The sequence below is a fragment of the Stutzerimonas stutzeri genome, assembly GCF_000219605.1.
GTDB classification, from domain to species: Bacteria; Pseudomonadota; Gammaproteobacteria; order Pseudomonadales; family Pseudomonadaceae; genus Stutzerimonas; species Stutzerimonas stutzeri.
The window spans coordinates 2,538,559-2,558,702 of sequence record NC_015740.1; the positions used below are offsets into that span (position 1 = coordinate 2,538,559).

Consider the following 20,144-nt stretch of genomic DNA (forward strand, 5'->3'; position numbering starts at 1 on the left):
CTGTTGCCGCCTTATCGCGAGTGATGGCTGGCCGACAGCTCAGCCGATGCCCCGGCTCAGGCAACCCGATCCGGCGACAGATGGGGCTGCAGCGGCGGCACCAGCGGCGGCAGGCCATGGGCGGCACGGGCGGCATCGCAGTGCGGGTTGTGCTCGCCATTCTCCCAGGAGGCCTCGAACTCGCGACAGGTGCTCGAACGCTGCTCGTACATGCTGCAACGCACGCCGCAGCCCACGTCTCCCAGCAGACCGACGCAGCGTGCCGGCTTGCTGTCGGTGCCGAGCATGGCGACATGGAACGGCGACACCTGAACGGTCAGATGGTCCGGCACTGCACCACCCGCCGATACGCATTCGCCAAAATAGAAGGACACACGAAAGTACGCGCAGCAGGCGCCGCACGTGAGGCAGGGATTGTCGATGGACATGGCAGGTGAACACCCAGAGACCGGAATGGGCCGGCGCCCGGGCGGCTATTCTATTCATGCCGATAGGCTTGGGAAGGGGCCGGGGCCACGCCGCGAAAACATTTTTCAATGATCCGCCGAGCGGTTTACTGCCACCGCGACGCGAGTAGAATGTCGGCCCCTCTTTCACCCGTGCCGAGCACCTTCTACATGGCCCTGCCGACCCTGCGCATCATCGGTTTCATCCTCGGCATTTTCCTCATTACCCTTGCCGTCAGCATGATCATCCCGATGCTGACACTGTTGGCCTACGAGCGCACCGACGACCTGCAGGCCTTCATCTGGGGCAGCCTGATCACCTTCTCCTGCGGCTTCGCCCTGGTCGCCCCGGGCAAGCCGGCCAATACCCATCTGCGCCCGCGCGACATGTACTTCCTGACGACCATCAGCTGGGTGGTGGTCTGCTGCTTCGCCGCGCTGCCGCTGATGCTGATCCAGCACATCAGCTATTCGGATGCCTTCTTCGAGACCATGTCGGGCATCACCACCACCGGCGCGACGGTACTCTCGGGCCTGGACAGCGCCTCCCCCGGCCTGCTGATGTGGCGGTCACTGCTGCACTGGCTGGGCGGCATCGGCTTCATCGGCATGGCCATCGCGATCCTGCCGCTGCTGCGCGTCGGCGGCATGCGGCTGTTCCAGACCGAATCCTCGGACTGGTCGGAAAAGGTCATGCCGCGCTCGCACGTGGCCGGGCAGTATCTGCTGGTGATCTACGTGACCTTCACCATCGCGGCCTTCATCGCCTTCCTGCTGACCGGCATGGGCGCCTTCGACGCCATCAACCATGCCATGTCCACCGTCGCCACCGGCGGCTTCTCCACCTCGGACGCCTCGATGGGCAAGTTCGGCCCCTCCGCCCACTGGGTCGCGGTGTTCTTCATGATCGTCGGCAGCCTGCCGTTCACGCTGTACGTGATGACCCTGCGCGGCCACCGCACTGCGCTGTTCAGGGATCAGCAGGTGCGTGGCTTCGTGCTCATGCTGGCCATCACCAGCGTGCTGTTCAGCGGCTGGTACTGGCTGAACAACGATGTACCGGCGCTGGATGCACTGCGCATCGTCACTTTCAGCGTGGTATCGGTGGTCACCACAACCGGCTTCGCGGTGGACGACTACACCCAGTGGGGCGGCTTCGCGGTCATGGCGTTCTTCTACCTGACCTTTATCGGCGGCTGCTCGGGCTCGACCTCAGGCGGCCTGAAGATGTTCCGCTTCCAGGTGGCCTATTCGCTGCTGCGCGCCAACTTCAAGCAGCTGATCCATCCCCGCGCGGTGATCCGGCAGCAGTACAACGGCCACAACCTCGACGAGGAAATCGTCCGTTCGATCCTCACCTTCTCGTTCTTCATCACGATGACCATCGGTGTGCTGGCGCTGTGTCTGGCACTGCTGGGCCTGGACCCGATCACCGCACTGACCGGCGCGGCGACCGCCGTGTGCAACGTCGGCCCCGGGCTGGGCGAGATCATCGGGCCGGCCGGCAACTTCTCCACATTGCCGGACACCGCCAAGTGGCTGCTGTCGATCGGCATGCTGCTCGGCCGCCTGGAAATCATCACCGTGCTGGTGCTACTGACCCCGGCCTTCTGGCGTCACTGATCAGGCCGCGGCGCCGGAGCCGCGCTTGAACAAGCGGCCACCCAGCGTCACCAGCCCCAGCACGACAGCGCCGACGAGGATGCCGAATGCGGCATCCAGCAGGGTCGGCAGCAACCCGCCCAGTACCGCACCGACGTAAGGCAGCCCAAGTGCTTCGTGGGCGCTGGTCTCGATGAAATGATGCAGTGCGCGGATGCCATGAGTAAGGATGCCGCCGCCCACCATGAACATCGCCGCGGTACCGATGACCGATAGCGATTTCATCAGCCAGGGCGCTACCCGCAGGATGCCCCGCCCCGTTGAACTGGCCAGGCCACTGGCCCGCTTGCTCAAGGCGAGCCCCAGGTCATCGAGCTTCACGATCGCTGCCACCAGGCCATAGACGCCCACCGTCATCAGAATCGCGATGCCGACCAGAACCGCCACCTGCTGGTTGAACGAAGCCGCCGCTACCGTACCCAGGGTGATCGCGATGATCTCTGCGGAAAGGATGAAGTCGGTGCGCACCGCGCCGGCGATCTTGCGTTTCTCGAAAGCCACCATGTCCACCGCTGGGTCGGCCAGCGCTCTCGCCGTCTCGGCATGTTCGCCGTCTTCCTTGTGCAGGAAGCGATGCGCCAGCTTCTCGAATCCCTCGTAGCAGAGAAACGCCCCGCCGAGCATCAGCAGCGGCGTGATTGCCCAAGGGGCGAAGGCGCTGATCAACAATGCCGCCGGCACCAGGATCGCCTTGTTGCGCAGCGACCCTTTGGCCACAGCCCATACCACTGGCAGCTCGCGGTCAGCCTTCACGCCGGTTACCTGTTGGGCGTTGAGGGCGAGGTCGTCGCCCAGCACCCCCGCGGTTTTCTTTGCCGCGACCTTTGTCATGACCGACACATCGTCGAGCACGGTCGCAATATCATCGATCAGCGCAAGCAGGCTGCTGGCCAATTTCGTTCTCCATCGTGTTGATGTGCAGAGCGCCTTAGCTAAGGCTTCCGCTACGGATACAGGTTCCTAGCGCCGCGCGCGAGCGGCCAGGCGGTATTCTCCAGGCGTCACGCCGAACCAGCGCTTGAAGGCCCGATAGAAATTGCTCGGATCGGCGAAGCCGAGCAAGTAGGCAATTTCCAGCGGCGCCAGGTCAGGTTGCGCAAGATACTGCTCTGCCAGGTCGCGTCGCGTGTCGTCCAGCAACTGCTGGAAGCTGCCGCCCTCCTCCTGCAGACGCCGCTGCAGCGTTCTTTCCGACAGGCACAGGGCCTGGGCGACCGCCTCGCGCCGGGGTTCGCCTTGCGGCAACAGACGGCACAGGATCTGTCGCGCACGGTGCATCACCCGGCTGTCGGCGAAGCGCGACAGGTATTCCCCGGCGAAGCGGTCATGCAGTTGCGCCAGCGCCTCGTTGGCGGTCGGCAGCGGCATGTTCACATCGGCCTCGCGGAACAGCAGGGCATAGCGCGGCGCGCCGAAGCGCAGCGGCGCCTGGAACAGCTGACGATAGGGTTCGAGATCGGCCGGCTGCGGCCCCTGAAAGCAGACCTCCAGCGGCCGCAGCGCGTCTCCGGTCAACCAGCGGCAGAAGGTCAGGCAACCGGCAAGCGAGCCTTCCGCGCTCTGCGGAGCAGGTGGCAGACGGTCGCCCTGAATGGTGAGACTCAACCGATAGCCCTGGGCGCATGGCTGAAAGTCGAGATCGGCACCCTCGGCGATGATTCGCTGATAGCGCACCAGACGGGCGAAGCCCTCTTTCAGATTCCGGCTGGACATCAGCGCGTAGCCCACCACATTCAGCGCCGCAGGTCGTACCTGCCGCGCCATGTTCAGGCCGACAGCCGGGTCGCCGGAAACCGCCACGGCGCGATGCCAGAGCCGGGTCATGTCGTCCTGCGCGAAACGCGCGTCGGGGTCCTGCAGTGCCGCATAGTCCAACCCGAGCTCGGCGAACAGCGCACGGCAATCGAGCCCGGCCGACTCCAGCGCCTGGACGATTCCCTGTGCCCAGCTCGAGGATGTGGTGCGTTCAGTCATGTTGTTGTTCTTCGAATGGTCGGGCGGCTGCGCACAAGGCTACTAAACTGGCCGTGATTGTCACTGACTCGCAAGCTTCGCGCTCACTAAGCTGTCCGCGACAATAACAGGAGGTACGCCATGAGTACGCAAACCGCCGAACGCTTCACCCGCTTTGCCGATTTCTATCCGTTCTACCTGGCCGAGCACAGCAACCCGACCTGTCGCCGTCTGCATTTCGTTGGCAGCCTGCTGGTCCTGGCGATTCTCGGCTACGCCCTGATCAGCCAGCAGTGGCTGTGGCTGCTGGCGATGCCTGTGGCCGGTTACGGTTTCGCCTGGGTCGGCCATTTCGTCTTCGAGAAAAATCGTCCCGCGACCTTTCAGTATCCGCTGTACAGCCTTCTCGGCGACTGGGTCATGTTCAAGGACATGCTGACCGGCCGCGTCCGCTTCTGAGTGCGACGCCAGCAGCATATCCGACCAGCGTATGCGCACTTTCGACGCTCTGGTTTGGCGATGCGGCGCGGCTTGGTTATGATCTGTCGGCTGTCGCCCGGACCGGTCATCGCCGAGCTGGCTCCGCGACGGCGAGACTGAAACCCGCGCGATTCGGTCGGAGCCACCATCATCGATGCCTGGCGCCGATCCCGCCCGGTGGCAGTCTGCAAGGCGCATAGAAAAAGGCGTCGATAAATCTACCAGGGATCGTACGCATAATGACTTCCACCAGGGTTGAGCGCCGCAATGGCCTCGCCACTCGCCCGTTGCGCGAGTACTACTCCCGCGTGCTCGCCTATCTGATCTGCGCCGCGACCATTGCCGCTGGTACCTACATCCAGTACTTCTCGATGGACCTGCTGTGGATGGTGCCGTACGCCCTGCTCTATCCGCACCTGGCCTATCACCTGAGCTACCGCTTCAAGCGCGATCATCCGGAACGCACGGCACAGGTCCTGCTCTGCCTGGACGCCATGAACGCCGGTGCCGGCATCCTGTTGCTCGGCTTCTCCATCGTACCCAGCCTGATGTTCCTGCTGACCCTCAGCTTCAGCGCCCTGGTGAGCGGCAGCCTGCGCAACCTGGCCATGGCGCTGCTCTGCGTGGGCATCGGCATCGGCCTGGCATACCCCGTGGTGAGTCTGCATTACCAGGGCGTCACCCCGCCGCTGGTCTCGCTGGTCAGCATTCTGTTCACAACATTCTATGTCTGCGCCACCGCCTATTTCGTTCACCAGCAAGGCGTGCGCCTGGCGCTGGCGCGCAAGGAAATCGAACTGGAACAGGCCAAGGCCGCGCGCCTGGCCCGCAACCTGGCCAAGTATCTGTCGCCACAGGTCTGGGAATCGATCTTCACCGGCAAGCGTAGCGTTCGCCTGGAAACCCAGCGCAAGCGGCTGACGGTGTTCTTCTCCGACATCAAGGGCTTCACCGAGCTCTCCGAAGAGCTGGAAGCAGAAGCCCTGACCGACCTGCTCAACAACTACCTCAATGAAATGTCGAAGATCGCCCTCAAGTACGGCGGCACCATCGACAAGTTCGTCGGCGACTGCGTGATGGTGTTCTTCGGCGACCCGTCCAGCCAGGGCGCCAAGAAAGACGCGGTGGCGGCCGTTTCCATGGCCATCGCGATGCGCAAGCACATGAAGGTACTGCGCCAGCAATGGCGCGCGCGGGGCATCACCCGCCCGCTGGAAATCCGCATGGGCGTCAACACCGGCTACTGCACGGTGGGCAACTTCGGTGCCGACACCCGCATGGACTACACCATCATCGGCCGCGAAGTGAACCTGGCCAGCCGCCTGGAAAGCGCGGCCGAGGCCAGCGAGATCCTGGTCTCTCACGAAACCTATTCGCTGGTAAAGGACGTGATCATGTGCCGCGACAAGGGGCAGATCGCGGTCAAGGGTTTCTCCCGTCCGGTACAGATCTACCAGGTGGTGGACTTCCGCCGCGACCTGGGCGCGACCAACAGCTTCGTCGAGCACGAGCTACCAGGCTTCTCCATGTACCTGGACACCAACGGCGTGCAGAACTTCGACAAGGAGCGGGTAATCCAGGCGCTGCAACAGGCCGCCGAGAAACTCCGCGACAAGGTCATCCTCTGATTTACTGATTGGCGGGCTGGCAGCGTGCGGTTACCGTGTCCGGTCCGCAGAGCCCGCTTTCGAGATCGCCGATGCTATCGCTGCGCAACTACCAGCACGACCTCATTGCCCACAGCCACGACCACCCGCAACTGGTGTTCGGCCTGAGTGGCCAGCTGGAGTTCGAGATCGCCGGACGCGGCAGCCGGATCGGCGAACGCGGCCTGGCAATCGTCCCTGCAGCCGTGCATCACGCCTGTGCCAGTGTGACCGGCAGCCATTGCCTGGTGCTGGATGTGCCGTCCGAAGGCTGGCTGCGCCAGCGCCTGGGCCACCACTGCGAAAGCAGCCTGCGGTTGCTGGACCGCCCGGACACGCTGCGTCTCGGCCCAACCCAGCAGAGCCTGGTGAGCTGGCTGGCGAGCAGCCCGATCAACGATTCGGTGATCGCCGAGCAGGGTGCCGTCCTGCTGCTGGCCAGCCTGAACGGCGTACATGGCGCCGCGTCCGACTCTACCGCGTTGCCGCTGGCCGCCATCGACAGCTTCATTGACCAGCATCTCGCACACCCGCTGCAGGTCGCCGATCTGGCACGCATCGCCGGTCTGTCCGTGGCACGGCTGCACGCGCGCTTTCTAGGCGAGACCGGCTGCACGCCCATGGAGTACGTTCGCCGGCGCCGCCTGCAACAGGGCGAGGCGCTGCTGCACGATACCCGCCTGCCGGTTGGCGAGATCGCCGCGCGCGTCGGCTATGGCTCGCAAAGCGCCTTTACCGCCGCCCTGGTGCGCGCCCGAGGCTGCACGCCGCGCGCGCTGCGGCGAGAGTTGCGCGACAAAATCGATGGTTGACGCGACAGACACCCGCTCGCCCGCGGCCTAGCATGGCCACTGATTCGTCAAGGTTCAGCTCGCCATGATCAGCTCGCTTCATATGCGCTGCGTAACGCGCAGCTCACGCCGGTTCCTCACGCCATGACGCCGCGCAACGCCCTGCTGGCGATCCATCTCGGCGCGCTGATGTTTGGCCTGTCCGGCGTGCTCGGGAAACTGGCCGAGAGCTCGGCGCTGGTCATCACCTTTGGCCGTGCACTGTTCGCCGTGCTTGCCCTGCTGTTGGTGGCACAGCTGCTGCGCCCCAGCGGCGCGCTGCCCAGCTGGCGTCAGCGTGCCGGTCTGGCGCTGGGAGGGCTGTTGCTCGGCGCGCATTGGCTGACCTTCTTCATTGCGGTGAAGATCGCCGGTGTCGGCATCGCCACCCTGGGTTTCGCCAGCTTCCCCGCGTTCACCGTACTGCTCGAAGGCCTGCTGTTCCGCGAGCGCACCCGCGCCGTGGAGTTCGCCATGGTTGGCCTCGTCACCGCGGGCCTGCTGCTGGTCGCACCCACCTTCGATCTCGGCAACGGCCCGACCACCGGACTGCTCTATGGCGTGCTCTCGGGTTTGCTGTTCGCGCTGCTGTCGCTGCTCAATCGCGCAGTCACCCGTGGCCTCGATCCGGTGCGATCGGCGCTGTGGCAGAACCTGGCGATCTTCGCCGGCCTGCTGCCCTTCTGCGGAGCGGCGATCCCGACCATCCCGGCGCAGGACTGGCTCTGGCTCGCCCTGCTGGGAGTGCTCTGCACCGGGCTTGCGCACAGCCTGTTCGTTGCCAGCCTGCGGGTACTGAAAGCGCGAACCACCTCGGTGATCTTCGCTCTGGAGCCCGTCTACGGCATCGCCTTCGCCTGGTGGCTGTTCAACGAGCAGCCAACGCTGCGCATGCTGATCGGTGGCGCCTTGATCATCATCGCGAGCGTGATCACCAGCCGCCTGAAGAGCCCGGCGCCCACGCCCCAGCCAGTGAGCTGAACCTACGCGATCGCCCGGCCCGGTTCAGCGGTCGTTGTGCCCCAGCGACCGCTGCGGGTCGATCCGGTCGCGCACCCGCTGCTTGAGTTCCTTCGCCTCGGGGAAGCCGCCGTCGCGCTTGCGCTCCCAGATCTGCTCGCCGTCGCAGCTGATGTGGAAGGTCCCGCCGGTCGCGGGCACCAGGGACACCCGCCCCAGGTCGTCGGCAAAGGTCGAAAGCAGCTCCTGAGCCAGCCAGGCGGCGCGCAGCAGCCATTGGCACTGGGTGCAATAGGTGATGACGATTTCAGGCTTGGCAGGACTCATGCGCGGCGCCTCCGGCTGGTTGAGTGCCGCCTATAATAGCCGCCTCTCCCGTGCATACCTCTGGTTCGACCATGTTTCGCCTGCTCGCTTTCCTGCTCCTCGTTGTCTGCCTGCCAGCTGCCTTTGCCGAAACGGCCCAACCCAGGACCGGCCTGGTGCTGTCCGGCGGCGCCGCGCGCGGGCTGGCCCATGTCGGGGTGCTGAAAGCCCTGGAGGAACAGGGCGTGCGCATCGACGCCATCGCCGGCACCAGCATGGGCGCAGTGGTCGGCGGGCTCTACGCGGCGGGCTATAGCGTGGCCGAACTGGAGCGACTGGCGCTCACCCTCGACTGGCAGCAGGTGCTGTCCGACGACCCGCCGCGCCAGGACATTCCCTACCGGCGCAAGCAGGACGACCGCGACTTTCTCATCAAGCAAAAGCTCAGCTTTCGTGACGACGGCAGCCTCGGCCTGCCACTGGGCGTGATCCAGGGCCAGAACCTCGCACTGCTGCTCGAACGCCTGCTGGTGCATGCCAGCGACACCCGCGATTTCGACCAGCTGCCAATTCCGTTCCGCGCCGTGGCCACCGACATCGCCAATGACGAAAAGGTGGTCTTCCGCCGCGGCCACCTGCCCCAGGTGATCCGCGCGAGCATGTCGATCCCGGCGGTGTTCGCGCCGGTGGAGATCGATGACCGGTTGCTCGTCGACGGCGGCATGGTGGACAACATCCCCATGGATGTGGCGCGTGACATGGGCGTCGACCGTTTGATCGTGGTGGATATCGGTACTCCGCTCAAACCGCGCAAGGAGCTGGTGACCGTGGTCGATGTGCTCAACCAGACCACCACCATGATGACCCGGCGTAATTCCGAAGCGCAGCTGGCCACGCTGCAGCCGCAGGACGTGCTGATCCAGCCGCCGCTGGCCGCCTACGGCTCTACCGACTTCGCCCGCGCCGAGCAGCTGGTCGATGCCGGCTATCGTGCGACGCTCGCGCTGCAAGGACGACTGGCCGAAATGCGCACGACGACTGGCGGCAATCCGGCATTGAGCCTCGCGCGCTCCGGCGACCCGCGCACACCGGTCATTACAGCGATCCGGGTGGAAAACGACTCCAAGGTCGGCGATGCGGTGATCCGGCGGCACATCCGCCAGCCGCTGGGCGAGCCGCTGGACCTGGAGCGCCTGCAAAAAGACATGGGCACGCTCTACGGCCTGGACTACTTCGAGCGGGTCGAATATCGCGTCCAGCGCGGAAAACTAGACAACACCCTGGTCATCAACGCACGCGAGAAGCGCAGCGGAACCGACTACCTGCGCCTGGGGCTGAGCCTTTCCGACGATTTTCAGGGCGACAGCGTGTTCAACCTGGGCGCCAGCTACCGCAAGAATGGCATCAACCAGCTCGGCGCCGAATGGCTGACCCGTCTCCAGCTGGGGGATCGCCAGGAGCTCTATAGCGAGTTCTACCAGCCGCTGGACGCCGGTTCACGCTGGTTCGCCGCACCGAACCTGTTCATCGAGGCGCAGAACGTCGAGGCCATTCTCGACAACGACCCGATCGCCGAATACCGCCTGCAGCGGTACGGCTACGGTCTCAATCTCGGCCGGCAGATCGCCAATAACGGCGAGATCCGCTTCGGTATCGGCCAGGCCTGGGGGGAAGCGGACGTGCGGATCGGCGAGCGCGATCTGCCGGACTTCAGCTTCACCGAAGGCTATTACGAGATGCAGTACTCGTTCGATACGCTGAACAATATCGACTTTCCCCGCGAGGGCGAGGATATACGTCTGACCCTGCGTCAGTACGACCCGAGCCTCAGTTCCGACCAGCGCTATCGACAGTGGAACATCAAGCTGGACAAGGCGCTCAGCCATGGTGCCAACACCTGGGTACTGGGCGGTCTCTACGGTCGCACCCTGGACGACGCCGAGGTGGTCACCTCGAGCTTCCTGCTCGGCGGCGCGCGCCAGCTATCGGGCTTTCGTCAGGACGCGCTGTCGGGGCAGAACGTCAGCCTCGGGCGTGTGGTGTATTACCGCCGGGTGACGCCGCGCGCATTCCAGCCGCTGGACTTTCCGCTCTATCTCGGTGGATCGCTCGAGCGCGGCCGGGCCTGGAACAACGACAACGCCTTCGACAGCGGCTACATCAACGCCGCAAGCATCTTCCTCGGCTACGACACGCCGTTGGGCCCACTGAACTTCGGTTACGGCATCAACGACGAGGACGAGCAGGCGCTTTACATGAATCTGGGACGCAGCTTCTAGCGCTTGTCCAGATTGGCGAGGATGCGCGCGTGCACCTGCTGGCACTTGCGCAGGTCCTCTTCGTCGATCCCGGCAAAGGCCTCCTGGCGGACCTGCGTCGAAATCGCCTCGATTTTCTCGATCAGCGGCAGCGCCGGAGCCCCGAGGGAAATGCGCTTGGCACGGCGATCCTCGGCCGATGCCTTGCGATGTACCAGCCCCTGCGCCTCGAGGCTGTCGAGCAGGCGTGCCAGCGTGGGGCCTTCCACCGCGACGCTTTGCGCCAGCTCGCGCTGGGTGGGTTCGTGATCGAAACGGGCCAGGTGCAGAAGTACCAGCCAGCGTGCTTGAGACAGGCCCAGATCGGCCAGGCGCCGATCCAGTTCCGCGCGCCAGCCACGCGAGAGTTGCGCCAACTGCATGGCGAAGCGATGTTGCTCGGCGTACATGTACGACCATTCCTGCAAAAACTAATTATTAGTGAGCTAACCACAGCTCCGATAACCAGGCAAGACGACCTTCGGTTGCTGATAGGCGTGCCAAAGGCGCAATGATGGCAGAGGGACAGTCGGGCTGGGCTCGAAGGCCGCAGCGCCGGGCGCTGTAGGCCGGCGCTGCCGATGCACCCCGTTACAATTCGAACTCGGCCTGCAGCGCAGCGCGCACGCAATAGAGCACCTGCTCCGGGACCCGTCCGGCGAACAGCGGTGCCACATCCCCCACCGGAGGCAGCTCGCCCTCGCCGTCGAGAAAGGCTTCCTGAATCTCGCCAAGCAGGTCTTCCGGCAGGTCGAGCGCCTGCTCCAGGCTCAGCTGCTGCTTGCCGATGGCCTCGGCGAGCAGCGTGTAGACGTTCTTCTCGCTGCAATCGAGCTGGCGCGCAATCTGCGCCGGCGTCATGCCGGCGCGGGCCAGGGTCACGAGTTCATGACGCAGGTCAGCCGGCGACCTGACCACCTCGACTGTACCCTGCAAGACCTCGAGAAAGGCCTGGCCGTAGCGCTCCAGCTTGCGCGCGCCGACGCCGCTGATGCGCGCCATGTCCGCGAGCGACGCCGGCTGGCTGCGCAGCATTTCAAGCAGGGTGGCGTCCGGAAAGATCACATAGGGCGGCACGCTGTGCTCTTCGGCCAGCTTGCGCCGCAGCGTACGCAACGCCTCCCAGGTCTCGCGCTCCTCGCTGCGCACCAATTGGCTGGCGGCACTGGATGCCGGTTTCGGCGCTTTGCTGGATAGATCCCGGCGCAGCTCGAGGTTGACTTCACCACGCAGCAGCGGGCGGCAGCTATCGCTCAACCGCAAGCCGCCAAAGCCTTCGAGATCGACATCGGCCAAACCGCGGGCGACCAGCTGGCGGAACAGCGAGCGCCATTCACCCTCGGACAACGCCTTGCCGACGCCGAACACTGACAGATGCTGATGGCCGAGGCCGCGTACCTTGTCGTTGTCGCGTCCCAGCAAGACATCCACCAGATGCCCGACGCCATAGCGCTGACCACTGCGATAGATGGCTGAAAGCGCTTGGCGAGCGGGCTCGGTGGCGTCCCAGGTCTGCACCCCGTCGACGCAGTTGTCGCAATGGCCGCAAGGCCTGGGCAGCTCTTCGTCGAAGTACGCCAGCAACGCCTGGCGTCGGCAACGGGTTTCCTCGCAGAGCGCCAGCATTGCATCGAGCTTGTGCTGCTCGACCCGCTTGTGCCGCTCATCACCCTCGGAATTGTTGAGCATCTGCTTGAGGAAGATTACATCTTGCAGGCCATAGGCCATCCAGGCGTCGGCCGGTAGCCCGTCACGCCCTGCCCGACCGGTTTCCTGATAGTAGGCCTCCAGCGACTTGGGCAGGTCGAGGTGGGCGACGAAACGCACGTTGGGCTTGTCGATGCCCATGCCGAAGGCAATGGTCGCCACCATGATCAGCCCTTCCTCGTTGAGAAAGCGCTTCTGGTGATAGGCGCGCAGCTCATTGGGCAAGCCCGCGTGATAAGGCAGCGCCGGAAAGCCCTGTTCGGTGAGGAAGGCGGCCAGATCATCGACCTTTTTGCGCGACATGCAGTAGACGATGCCGGCGTCGCCGCGGCGCTCGGCGAGAAAGCCCAGCAGCTGCTTGCGTGGCTGTTCCTTGGGCACGATGCGATAGAAGATGTTCGGCCGGTCGAAGCTGGAGAGAAACCGCTCGGCATTTTCCAGATGCAGGCGCTGAACGATTTCCTCGCGGGTGCGCTTGTCCGCCGTGGCGGTCAGGGCGATCCGCGGAACGTTGGGAAACAGCTCGGCGAGCTGGCCCAGCTGCATGTACTCAGGACGGAAATCATGGCCCCACTGGGACACGCAATGCGCTTCGTCGATGGCGAACAGGGCGATCTCGAGCCGCTGCAGGAAGGCCAGCATGCGTGGCTGGACCAGGCGTTCGGGCGCCAGGTAGAGCATCTTGATCTCGCCGCGACGGATACGCTCGGCGATGTCGCGCTGCTCGTCCGTGCTCAACGTCGAGTTGAGGGCGACGGCCGAGACGCCTAGCTCATCGAGCGTGGCGACCTGGTCGTCCATCAGCGCGATGAGCGGCGAAACCACCACCGCCAGCCCCTCGCGCAAGAGCGCCGGAACCTGATAGCAGAGCGACTTGCCGCCGCCGGTCGGCATCAATACCAGCGCATCGCCGCCACTGCCCACACGCTCGATGATCGCGCCCTGGTTGCCGCGAAAGGCGTCGTAACCGAATACGTCTTTGAGGATGCGCTGTGCCTGGTCGAGCATGCCGGTCTCCGAAACAAGGCGCGCAGTATACGCGAGCGCATCACGGAGTTCAGGACCGCTGCGCCATTGCCGGATCGGCTGCACGCAGGCGGCGGACGAGGCGCGAGTAGCCTGGACACCGCGCCTCGTCTAGAATCCGGGTTGTCTTCCCACCCCAAGGTAGTTCCCGATGTCATTCGCCAAGCAACTCGCCCGCCTGCAAGTCTTCCTGGATGCAGATGATCTGCATGAGGAAGCACTGGATTACATCGCCGCCCATGGCTACCTGACAGCGCTGTGCATCTGTTCGGAACAGGTACCCGAGCGCGAGTGGATCGATGCATTGTTTTCCGAACCGCCGAAATACAAGGACGACACGGAACGCGAGGCCATCGAGGCCACGCTGGTCCAGCTCAAGGCCCATATCGCGCGCCAGCTGGCCAGCGACGAGGATATGGAACTGCCGTGCGAACTGGACCTCGGCGAAGACCCGGACGAGTCCGACCTGCGCGGCTGGTGCATCGGCTTCATGGAAGGCGTATTCATGCGCGAAGCAGTCTGGTTCGAAGACTCCGAGGAGGAGGTCAGCGAGCTGTTGCTGCCGATCATGGTCGGCTCGGGGCTGTTCGACGAACAGCCGGAATTTGCCGACATCGCCGACAATCCCGATCTGGTGGACGAAATGGTGGCGCAGATTCCGGAGCTGCTGACAGCGCTATACCTGATCTGCCATGCACCGGAAGAAAAACCCGCCCTGCTCAAGCCGCGCCGCCACTGATCGCGGCTCGATGCCGGACGCAGGCGACGGCGGCAGGCGAAGCCTAACCGCCGCTCTCTGCCAGGAGGAGCCGTCCATGTCCCAGCCCTCAGGCCTTCGGCTTCTGCACCGTCCGGGTCCGGATAGCACCCGGCTGTCGTTCCCCATTCGTGGCGGTCTGCAAGGCAGCAGCGAGTAGCGCCATGGCCCATCGCGACATTCGGCAGCACCGCAATCCGGTCATCCGCATGACGCTGCTCACGGTAGGCTGGCTCGCCGTGGCGCTGGGCGTGATCGGCATCTTCCTGCCCGTGCTGCCAACCACTCCCTTCCTGCTGCTGGCCGCTGCCTGCTTCGTGCGCAGCTCGCGGCGGTTCTACGGCTGGCTGGTCGATCACCCGCATCTCGGGCCATGGTTTCGCGATTACCTCGAAGGCAACGGCATCCCACTCAAGGGCAAGGTCTACGCCATTGCAACGATGTGGATCAGCATCAGCGTCTCCTGCTGGCTGGTCCCGTTTGTCTGGGCACGCGTCGGTATGCTGCTGAGCGCGACACTGGTGACGTTGTACATCCTCAGGCAGAAAACCCTGGCGGTCGCCAAGCAGCCCGAGCCGCGCTAAACGCCAAGCCTATCTGCAGGCTGAAACCTGTCCCGCCAGAACTCATAAACCACCGTGATTGCGCCGGTAGACATCCGCCCCCATCGCGTCGATCTGCCCTTCGATCAGTGCCTCGAACGGTCGCAGAAGGTCATCGTACCGCTCGGGCGCCTCGAGGGTGTTCAAGGCGGCGACGATGGCCTCGATGGTGGACAGCGCACCGGGCATAGGTGCCTTGCGCAACCGATAGCGCGAGGACAGCCCCTCCGGTAGCGCGACCCGCGGTAGCGCTGCGAGCCAGGGATTGAGGTGCAGGAGCTTGCGCGCCTTGCGCCAGGTGCCGTCCGGCACGATCAGGCGCACCGGCAAGTCATCGTGGGCGACGACTGACAGCGGCACGGCGTCCTCGCCCGGAAAGAGCAGATAGGTCGGCACTGCATCAGCGACCTCATCGAAACGCTCGCCGATCTGCAACTGCGCGCTGCGCAAGCCCAACGCCGCCAGGCGCGCAGTATTCAGCGCATGGCTCGCTTCGCTGAGGTGCTGCAGGATGACGATCTGCGTGCGGCTTCCCAGAGACGGAATCAATGCGCACAGGCAGTGCAGCGACGGGCGGTGGCAGCGGGAGCAGCGTGGTCGGGACATGGTTCACCTCGGCCGCGAAGTCTGCCAGATCGGGCAGTGCTCTGCCGAACGGCTATGCTTGCCCCGACCTGCTACCGAGGAGCCCGCATGATCACCGTCCACCACCTGAACCATTCCCGCTCGCACCGCGTGCTCTGGATGCTGGAGGAACTGGAGCTGCTGTACGAGTTGAAGCGCTACGGGCGCGATCCGAAAACCATGCTCGCTCCGCCGGAACTGAAAGCCGTTCACCCGTTGGGCAAATCCCCCGTTATCACTGACGGTGACCTGACCCTGGCAGAGTCGGCTGCGATTCTCGAATACCTGCTGGAGCGCTACGCCAACGGTCGGCTGATGCCGGCCCAGGGAAGCGCCGACTACCGACGGTTTCGCTACTGGATGCATTACGCGGAAGGGTCGGCCATGCCGCCGCTTCTGCTGAAGCTGGTGTTCGACCGGGTCGCCAGCGGGCCGATGCCGTTTTTCATCAAGCCGGTAGCCCGTGCCATCGCCAACGGCGCGCACAAGGCGTTCATCGGTCCTCAACTGAAGACGCATCTGGACTATATGGAAGCGGAGCTGGAGAAATCCCCCTGGTTCGCAGGAGACAGCTTCAGCGCGGCGGATATTCAGATGAGCTTTCCGCTCGAGGCGGCACGCTCGAGAGCGGGGCTGGACCAGAGCCGCCCGCGCCTGTTGGCCTTTCTCGAACGCATACAGCAACGGCCCGCCTATCAACGAGCCGTCGAACGCGGCGGACCGGCCCTGCCCACCGCGTGACGCGGCTCAGCGTTGGGCGCGACGCTCCTGCTCGCGGCGGGCGCGTACGGGGATGGGTTGCATACGAGGCGGTTCGATCAAGCCAAGAGCGACCGCCAGCTTCCAATACATTTCATTGAGCCATGCTTTCATGGTCATACCCTCCTGCTAGATAACGGGCTACATCGGAGCCATGCGGCCTATGTGGACAGCATAATCCAAGTTCCGGCCTGGTGCTCGCACGCAATGTGGCCATACGTTGCTGTACGGGCGCCGCTTTGTTACGGCGCTTTACATCTGCGACCGAGCGGGCGCCTGGGCGTTCCACCGACTTCGCGGACGGCACTGCGTCAGTTGCGGTCGGCCTTGCGCCGATAGGGAAAGACGTCGATCACCTTGCCCTGGCGGATGGCATCCTGCAGCCCCTTCCAGTAATCGGCGTCGTAGAGCTCCCCGTGCAGGCTGGCGAAGAGTCGACGCTGGCCGAGATCGGCAAACAGAAAGCGTGGAAACTCCTCGGGAAAGACGTCATTCGGCCCCACCGAATACCAGGGCTCGGACGCCATTTCGTCCTCCGGGTAGCGCGGCGGCGGTATGTGGCGGAAATTCACCTCGGTGAGAAAGCTGATCTCATCGTAATCGTAGAACACCACCCGACCATGGCGGGTGACGCCGAAGTTCTTCAGCAGCATGTCGCCGGGAAATATATTGGCTGCCGCCAGCTGCTTGATGGCCAGGCCGTAGTCTTCCAACGCCTCGCGTACCTGCTGTTCACTGGCGTTTTCCAGATAAAGGTTCAGCGGCGTCATGCGCCGCTCGGTCCAGCAATGCCGCACCAGCACGGTGTCGCCCTGCACCTCCACCGTCGATGGCGCGACTTCCAGCAGTTCGGCCAGGCATTCAGGCTCGAACTTGGCTTTGGGGAAACGGAAGTCCGCGAACTCCTGGGTATCGGCCATACGCCCTACCCGATCGACGCTTTTCACCAGCCGGTACTTCTCGATCACGTTGGCGCGGTTGACGCTCTTGATCGGCGAGAAACGATCCTTGATCAGCTTGAACACCGTGTTGAAGCCGGGCAGCGTGAACACCGTCATCACCATGCCGCGCACCCCAGGCGCCATGACGAAACGGTCATCGGTATTGGCCAGGTGGTCGATCAGTGCGCGGTAGAACTCGGACTTGCCATGCTTGTAAAAGCCGATCGAGCTGTACAGCTCGGCGATGTGCTTGCCGGGCAGGATGCGCTTGAGAAAGCCGACGAACTCGGCAGGGATCGGCACCTCGACCATGAAGTAGGAGCGAGTGAAGGAAAAGATAATCGACACCTCCGCCTCGTCCGTGATCAGCGCATCGGCCACGATGCCCTGACCATCGCGATGCAACAGCGGAATCGCCAATGGCCACTGCTCGTCGCAGGTAAAGATGCGCCCGATCAGATACGCGCCCTTGTTGCGATAGAGCACCGACACGAACACCTCGACGGTCAGCTCGGGGTCCTTGCAGACCCAGTCAGGCAGCGTCTCGCAGAGCTGCGTCTGCAACCGTTGAAGATCACCCGGCAGATCGCAGTACGGCACCGAGAACGCATAGTCGCGCAGGATCTGCTCCAGCATCCCGCGCAGATCACCGTTCGGGCGGTAGCGACGCGTCTGCGCCAGCCGCTCATGAGCACGCACCGCAGGCCGGGTGGTATGGATGAACATGGTGCCGTCGCTGATGCAGTCGTGGCTGAACAGCCCGCAGAAGATCGAGTTGTACCAGGTTTCCGACAGTTCATCGTCGAAGCGCGGGTTGATCAGCTCGATGTAGGCACTCTTGATCTGCGGCCAGGCCTCGACCTGGAGCAGGTCGGCATGATCGAAGCTGGCCAGCAAACGGCGCCGGGTTTCCCCCACCTTCTCCTCGTAGAGACTGATCCGCGCCGCGGAGGCGCGCTGGGCTTCCTGCCACTGCGCCTGCTCGAAGCGCGCCCGCGCGCCTTCGGTGATCAGACGGAAATGCTCTCGATAATCGTCGAAGCCGAGGAGAATCTGCCGCGCGATTTCCGCGGCCAGTTCGTGCTGCACCATGATGCACCCACTGCCGGACATGAAGGTTCGCCGAGCTTAGCAGCCCGCTGTTTGAAAGTCGGTTTCGGATTGCCAGTTGCGCAAAGGGCGACAACACTTGCTGCTTCGCGAGATGGAGCCAGTCCATGCGACCGCTTGACCTGCTTCGCCTGCTCGGCCTTGCCGCCATCTGGGGCGCGAGCTTTCTGTTCCTGCGCATCATCGCCCCCGTACTCGGGACCTTTCCCACCGCCTTCTTTCGCGTACTGCTGGCGACCGTCGGCCTGATGGCGATCCTGGCTCTGATGCGCACACGCTGGGACTTCCACGGCAAGCTCGGCCTGTGCCTGGTGCTCGGCGCGATCAACTCCGGCGTGCCGTTCGTGCTGTACTCGGTGGCCGCGCAGCTGCTGCCGGCTGGCTATTCGGCCATTTTCAACGCCACCACGCCGATGATGGGCGTGCTGATCGGCGCCCTGTTCTTTGCCGAGGAGCTGACGCTGGCCAAGATCGTTGGTGTGCTCAGCGGACTCGGCGGTGTTGCCCTGCTGATGCGCATCGGCCCGGTGCCCTTCGACACGGAGGTGCTGCTCGGTGCGCTGGCGTGCCTGGGCGCGACGGCCTGCTATGGCGTAGGCGGCTTCCTTACCCGCCGCTGGATCAACCAGCAGGGCGACAGTCTGAACAGCGAGGTGGTGGCATTCGGCAGCCAGGCAGGGGCAACGCTTTGCCTGCTGCCACTGTTCGTTCTTTCCGTGCTGAACGCACCGCCGGTGAGCTGGGGCGACCAGACCGTCTGGCTCAGCCTGCTGGGGCTCGGACTGGTCTGCACGGCGTTCGCCTACATCCTGTACTTTCGCCTGCTGGCGGACATCGGCCCGGTCAAGACGCTGACCGTGACCTTCCTGATCCCGCCATTCGGCGTGCTGTGGGGCGTGCTGTTGCTCGATGAACCGCTGTCCTGGGCCTATGTCCAGGGCGGTGCACTGATCGCACTGGCGTTGTGGCTGATCCTGCGACCAACGCCGCCAGCCCAGCCACAGGCGGACCTGCGACGCGGCTGACATCGCAGCCGCGCCGCGAGGCGTATTACTGCACCAGTTCCTGCTCGCTGAACATGTCGCTGAACAGCATGCTGGACAGGTAGCGCTCGCCGGAGTCCGGCAGGATCACGACGATATTCTTGCCCTGCATTTCCGGCCGTTCGGCCAGCCGTACCGCCGCCGCCATCGCCGCTCCGCAGGAGATGCCGCACAGAATGCCCTCTTCGCGCATCAGTCGCAGCGCCATCTGCTTGGCCTCGTCGTCATCGACCAGCTCGACGCGGTCGACCATCGACAGGTCGAGGTTCTTCGGTACGAAGCCGGCACCGATGCCCTGGATTTTGTGCGGGCTGGGCTTCACCTCTTCACCGGCCAGCGTCTGGCTGATCACCGGGGAGCTGGCGGGCTCCACGGCAACGCTCAGGATCTGCTTGCCCTTGGTGTTCTTGATATAGCGCGACACGCCGGTGATGGTGCCCCCTGTGCCGACGCCAGCCACCAGCACATCGATGCCGCCATCGGTGTCATTCCAGATTTCCGGCCCGGTGGTCTTTTCGTGAATCGCCGGATTGGACGGATTCTCGAACTGCTGGGGCATGTAGTACTGCTCCGGGTTCGAGGCGGCGATCTCCGCAGCCTTCTCGATAGCGCCCTTCATGCCCTTGGCCGGCTCGGTGAGTACCAGTTCGGCGCCGAGCGCCTTGAGCACCTTGCGTCGCTCCAGGCTCATCGAAGCCGGCATGGTCAGCATCAGTTTGTAACCGCGCGCGGCGGCGACGAATGCCAGGCCGATCCCGGTGTTGCCCGAGGTAGGCTCGACCAGCGTCATGCCGGGCTTGATCCGGCCGCTGTCTTCGGCGTCCCAGATCATCCCTGCGCCGATCCGACACTTCACCGAATAGGCCGGATTGCGCCCCTCGATCTTGGCCATGATGCTCACGCCCTTCGGCCCGAGACGATTGATCATGACCAGCGGGGTGTTGCCGATGGAGCGTGCGTTGTCTGCGTATATGCGACTCATGGGAAGGCCCTGT

20 protein-coding genes are annotated in these 20,144 nt (G+C 64.3%); 10 read left to right on the forward strand and 10 right to left on the reverse strand.

Features of this window, described 5'->3' with window-relative positions; translation table 11 throughout:
- Positions 1-56: 56 nt before the first annotated feature.
- Positions 57-428 carry a YkgJ family cysteine cluster protein gene (locus tag PSTAB_RS11725; RefSeq protein ID WP_011913570.1) on the reverse strand — a complete coding sequence of 124 codons (372 nt, stop codon included), beginning with the start codon at positions 426-428 and terminating at the stop codon, positions 57-59.
- Between the two features lie 189 nt (positions 429-617).
- Here PSTAB_RS11725 and PSTAB_RS11730 point away from each other — a divergent pair, with 189 nt between their 5' ends.
- Positions 618-2,069 carry a TrkH family potassium uptake protein gene (locus PSTAB_RS11730; RefSeq protein WP_014596988.1) on the forward strand — a complete coding sequence of 484 codons (1,452 nt, stop codon included), beginning with the start codon at positions 618-620 and terminating at the stop codon, positions 2,067-2,069.
- On the opposite strand, the gene PSTAB_RS11735 is transcribed toward PSTAB_RS11730, so the two are convergent.
- Together PSTAB_RS11735 and PSTAB_RS11740 are read right to left on the reverse strand one after the other, a co-directional pair.
- Complete coding sequence (locus PSTAB_RS11735) at positions 2,070-3,002, reverse strand: DUF808 domain-containing protein (RefSeq protein ID WP_013983069.1); 933 nt, start codon at positions 3,000-3,002, stop codon at positions 2,070-2,072.
- Positions 3,003-3,068: 66 nt separating this feature from the next.
- Positions 3,069-4,082 (reverse strand): AraC family transcriptional regulator, encoded by a 1,014-nt coding sequence (locus tag PSTAB_RS11740; protein WP_013983070.1) that lies wholly within the window; start codon positions 4,080-4,082, stop codon positions 3,069-3,071.
- Positions 4,083-4,202: 120 nt separating this feature from the next.
- Here PSTAB_RS11740 and PSTAB_RS11745 point away from each other — a divergent pair, with 120 nt between their 5' ends.
- The 4 genes from PSTAB_RS11745 (at position 4,203) to PSTAB_RS11760 (ending at position 7,998) form a co-directional block, all read left to right on the forward strand.
- The gene (locus tag PSTAB_RS11745) at positions 4,203-4,520 is read left to right on the forward strand and encodes an Mpo1-like protein (protein ID WP_011913574.1); all 318 of its coding nucleotides are present in this window, start codon (positions 4,203-4,205) and stop codon (positions 4,518-4,520) included.
- 260 nt (positions 4,521-4,780) lie between these two features.
- Positions 4,781-6,169: an adenylate/guanylate cyclase domain-containing protein gene (locus PSTAB_RS11750; RefSeq protein ID WP_011913575.1), complete on the forward strand. Its 1,389-nt coding sequence runs from the start codon at positions 4,781-4,783 to the stop codon at positions 6,167-6,169.
- A gap of 71 nt (positions 6,170-6,240) precedes the next feature.
- Entirely contained in the window at positions 6,241-6,999 is a 759-nt protein-coding gene (locus PSTAB_RS11755; RefSeq protein ID WP_013983071.1) for an AraC family transcriptional regulator, read from the forward strand.
- Positions 7,000-7,122: 123 nt separating this feature from the next.
- A complete protein-coding gene (locus PSTAB_RS11760; RefSeq protein WP_013983072.1) occupies positions 7,123-7,998 on the forward strand; it encodes a DMT family transporter in 876 nt (291 codons plus the stop codon).
- A 24-nt stretch (positions 7,999-8,022) separates the two neighbouring features.
- Here PSTAB_RS11760 and PSTAB_RS11765 read toward each other — a convergent pair whose 3' ends face one another.
- Positions 8,023-8,304: an Rdx family protein gene (locus tag PSTAB_RS11765; RefSeq protein ID WP_013983073.1), complete on the reverse strand. Its 282-nt coding sequence runs from the start codon at positions 8,302-8,304 to the stop codon at positions 8,023-8,025.
- Between the two features lie 71 nt (positions 8,305-8,375).
- Between PSTAB_RS11765 and PSTAB_RS11770 the strand changes: the two genes are divergently transcribed.
- The gene (locus PSTAB_RS11770; RefSeq protein WP_041771746.1) at positions 8,376-10,562 is read left to right on the forward strand and encodes a patatin-like phospholipase family protein; all 2,187 of its coding nucleotides are present in this window, start codon (positions 8,376-8,378) and stop codon (positions 10,560-10,562) included.
- Here the strand turns inward: PSTAB_RS11770 and PSTAB_RS11775 are convergent.
- Together PSTAB_RS11775 and recQ are read right to left on the reverse strand one after the other, a co-directional pair.
- Positions 10,559-10,990, reverse strand: coding sequence for a MarR family transcriptional regulator (locus PSTAB_RS11775; RefSeq protein ID WP_013983076.1), 432 nt, complete (start codon positions 10,988-10,990; stop codon positions 10,559-10,561). The genes PSTAB_RS11770 and PSTAB_RS11775 overlap by 4 nt on opposite strands.
- Positions 10,991-11,171: 181 nt before the next feature.
- On the reverse strand, positions 11,172-13,295 hold the full coding sequence (gene recQ / locus PSTAB_RS11780) for a DNA helicase RecQ (protein ID WP_013983077.1): 2,124 nt from the start codon (positions 13,293-13,295) through the stop codon (positions 11,172-11,174).
- A gap of 169 nt (positions 13,296-13,464) precedes the next feature.
- On the opposite strand from recQ, the gene PSTAB_RS11785 reads away from it, so the two are divergent.
- Both PSTAB_RS11785 and PSTAB_RS11790 read left to right on the forward strand, forming a co-directional pair.
- Complete coding sequence (locus PSTAB_RS11785; RefSeq protein ID WP_013983078.1) at positions 13,465-14,052, forward strand: YecA/YgfB family protein; 588 nt, start codon at positions 13,465-13,467, stop codon at positions 14,050-14,052.
- A 182-nt stretch (positions 14,053-14,234) separates the two neighbouring features.
- Positions 14,235-14,654 (forward strand): YbaN family protein, encoded by a 420-nt coding sequence (locus PSTAB_RS11790; protein ID WP_011913583.1) that lies wholly within the window; start codon positions 14,235-14,237, stop codon positions 14,652-14,654.
- 42 nt (positions 14,655-14,696) lie between these two features.
- Here the strand turns inward: PSTAB_RS11790 and PSTAB_RS11795 are convergent, their stop codons facing one another.
- On the reverse strand, positions 14,697-15,278 hold the full coding sequence (locus tag PSTAB_RS11795) for a tRNA-uridine aminocarboxypropyltransferase (protein ID WP_041771747.1): 582 nt from the start codon (positions 15,276-15,278) through the stop codon (positions 14,697-14,699).
- 87 nt (positions 15,279-15,365) lie between these two features.
- On the opposite strand from PSTAB_RS11795, the gene PSTAB_RS11800 reads away from it, so the two are divergent.
- Positions 15,366-16,037, forward strand: a complete 672-nt coding sequence (locus PSTAB_RS11800; protein ID WP_013983080.1) for a glutathione S-transferase — start codon at positions 15,366-15,368, stop codon at positions 16,035-16,037.
- 6 nt (positions 16,038-16,043) lie between these two features.
- On the opposite strand, the gene PSTAB_RS22045 is transcribed toward PSTAB_RS11800, so the two are convergent.
- Both PSTAB_RS22045 and aceK read right to left on the reverse strand, forming a co-directional pair.
- The gene (locus tag PSTAB_RS22045) at positions 16,044-16,169 is read right to left on the reverse strand and encodes a PA1414 family protein (RefSeq protein ID WP_011913586.1); all 126 of its coding nucleotides are present in this window, start codon (positions 16,167-16,169) and stop codon (positions 16,044-16,046) included.
- 197 nt (positions 16,170-16,366) lie between these two features.
- Positions 16,367-18,088: a bifunctional isocitrate dehydrogenase kinase/phosphatase gene (aceK, locus tag PSTAB_RS11805; protein ID WP_013983082.1), complete on the reverse strand. Its 1,722-nt coding sequence runs from the start codon at positions 18,086-18,088 to the stop codon at positions 16,367-16,369.
- Between the two features lie 125 nt (positions 18,089-18,213).
- Between aceK and PSTAB_RS11810 the strand changes: the two genes are divergently transcribed.
- A complete protein-coding gene (locus tag PSTAB_RS11810; RefSeq protein WP_013983083.1) occupies positions 18,214-19,131 on the forward strand; it encodes a DMT family transporter in 918 nt (305 codons plus the stop codon).
- Between the two features lie 25 nt (positions 19,132-19,156).
- Here PSTAB_RS11810 and cysK read toward each other — a convergent pair whose 3' ends face one another.
- Positions 19,157-20,131 carry a cysteine synthase A gene (gene cysK, locus PSTAB_RS11815; RefSeq protein ID WP_013983084.1) on the reverse strand — a complete coding sequence of 325 codons (975 nt, stop codon included), beginning with the start codon at positions 20,129-20,131 and terminating at the stop codon, positions 19,157-19,159.
- Positions 20,132-20,144: the final 13 nt, after the last annotated feature.

Bases quoted from the DNA above. Each gene is read 5' to 3' on its own strand.
- PSTAB_RS11725 (WP_011913570.1), bottom strand. From the start codon at position 428: ATGTCCATCGACAATCCCTGCCTCACGTGCGGCGCCTGCTGCGCGTAC.
- PSTAB_RS11730 (WP_014596988.1), top strand. From the start codon at position 618: ATGGCCCTGCCGACCCTGCGCATCATCGGTTTCATCCTCGGCATTTTC.
- PSTAB_RS11740 (WP_013983070.1), bottom strand. From the start codon at position 4,082: ATGACTGAACGCACCACATCCTCGAGCTGGGCACAGGGAATCGTCCAG.
- PSTAB_RS11745 (WP_011913574.1), top strand. From the start codon at position 4,203: ATGAGTACGCAAACCGCCGAACGCTTCACCCGCTTTGCCGATTTCTAT.
- PSTAB_RS11750 (WP_011913575.1), top strand. From the start codon at position 4,781: ATGACTTCCACCAGGGTTGAGCGCCGCAATGGCCTCGCCACTCGCCCG.
- PSTAB_RS11755 (WP_013983071.1), top strand. From the start codon at position 6,241: ATGCTATCGCTGCGCAACTACCAGCACGACCTCATTGCCCACAGCCAC.
- PSTAB_RS11760 (WP_013983072.1), top strand. From the start codon at position 7,123: ATGACGCCGCGCAACGCCCTGCTGGCGATCCATCTCGGCGCGCTGATG.
- PSTAB_RS11765 (WP_013983073.1), bottom strand. From the start codon at position 8,304: ATGAGTCCTGCCAAGCCTGAAATCGTCATCACCTATTGCACCCAGTGC.
- PSTAB_RS11770 (WP_041771746.1), top strand. From the start codon at position 8,376: ATGTTTCGCCTGCTCGCTTTCCTGCTCCTCGTTGTCTGCCTGCCAGCT.
- PSTAB_RS11775 (WP_013983076.1), bottom strand. From the start codon at position 10,990: ATGTACGCCGAGCAACATCGCTTCGCCATGCAGTTGGCGCAACTCTCG.
- recQ (WP_013983077.1), bottom strand. From the start codon at position 13,295: ATGCTCGACCAGGCACAGCGCATCCTCAAAGACGTATTCGGTTACGAC.
- PSTAB_RS11785 (WP_013983078.1), top strand. From the start codon at position 13,465: ATGTCATTCGCCAAGCAACTCGCCCGCCTGCAAGTCTTCCTGGATGCA.
- PSTAB_RS11790 (WP_011913583.1), top strand. From the start codon at position 14,235: ATGGCCCATCGCGACATTCGGCAGCACCGCAATCCGGTCATCCGCATG.
- PSTAB_RS11795 (WP_041771747.1), bottom strand. From the start codon at position 15,278: ATGTCCCGACCACGCTGCTCCCGCTGCCACCGCCCGTCGCTGCACTGC.
- PSTAB_RS11800 (WP_013983080.1), top strand. From the start codon at position 15,366: ATGATCACCGTCCACCACCTGAACCATTCCCGCTCGCACCGCGTGCTC.
- PSTAB_RS22045 (WP_011913586.1), bottom strand. From the start codon at position 16,169: ATGAAAGCATGGCTCAATGAAATGTATTGGAAGCTGGCGGTCGCTCTT.
- aceK (WP_013983082.1), bottom strand. From the start codon at position 18,088: ATGGTGCAGCACGAACTGGCCGCGGAAATCGCGCGGCAGATTCTCCTC.
- PSTAB_RS11810 (WP_013983083.1), top strand. From the start codon at position 18,214: ATGCGACCGCTTGACCTGCTTCGCCTGCTCGGCCTTGCCGCCATCTGG.
- cysK (WP_013983084.1), bottom strand. From the start codon at position 20,131: ATGAGTCGCATATACGCAGACAACGCACGCTCCATCGGCAACACCCCG.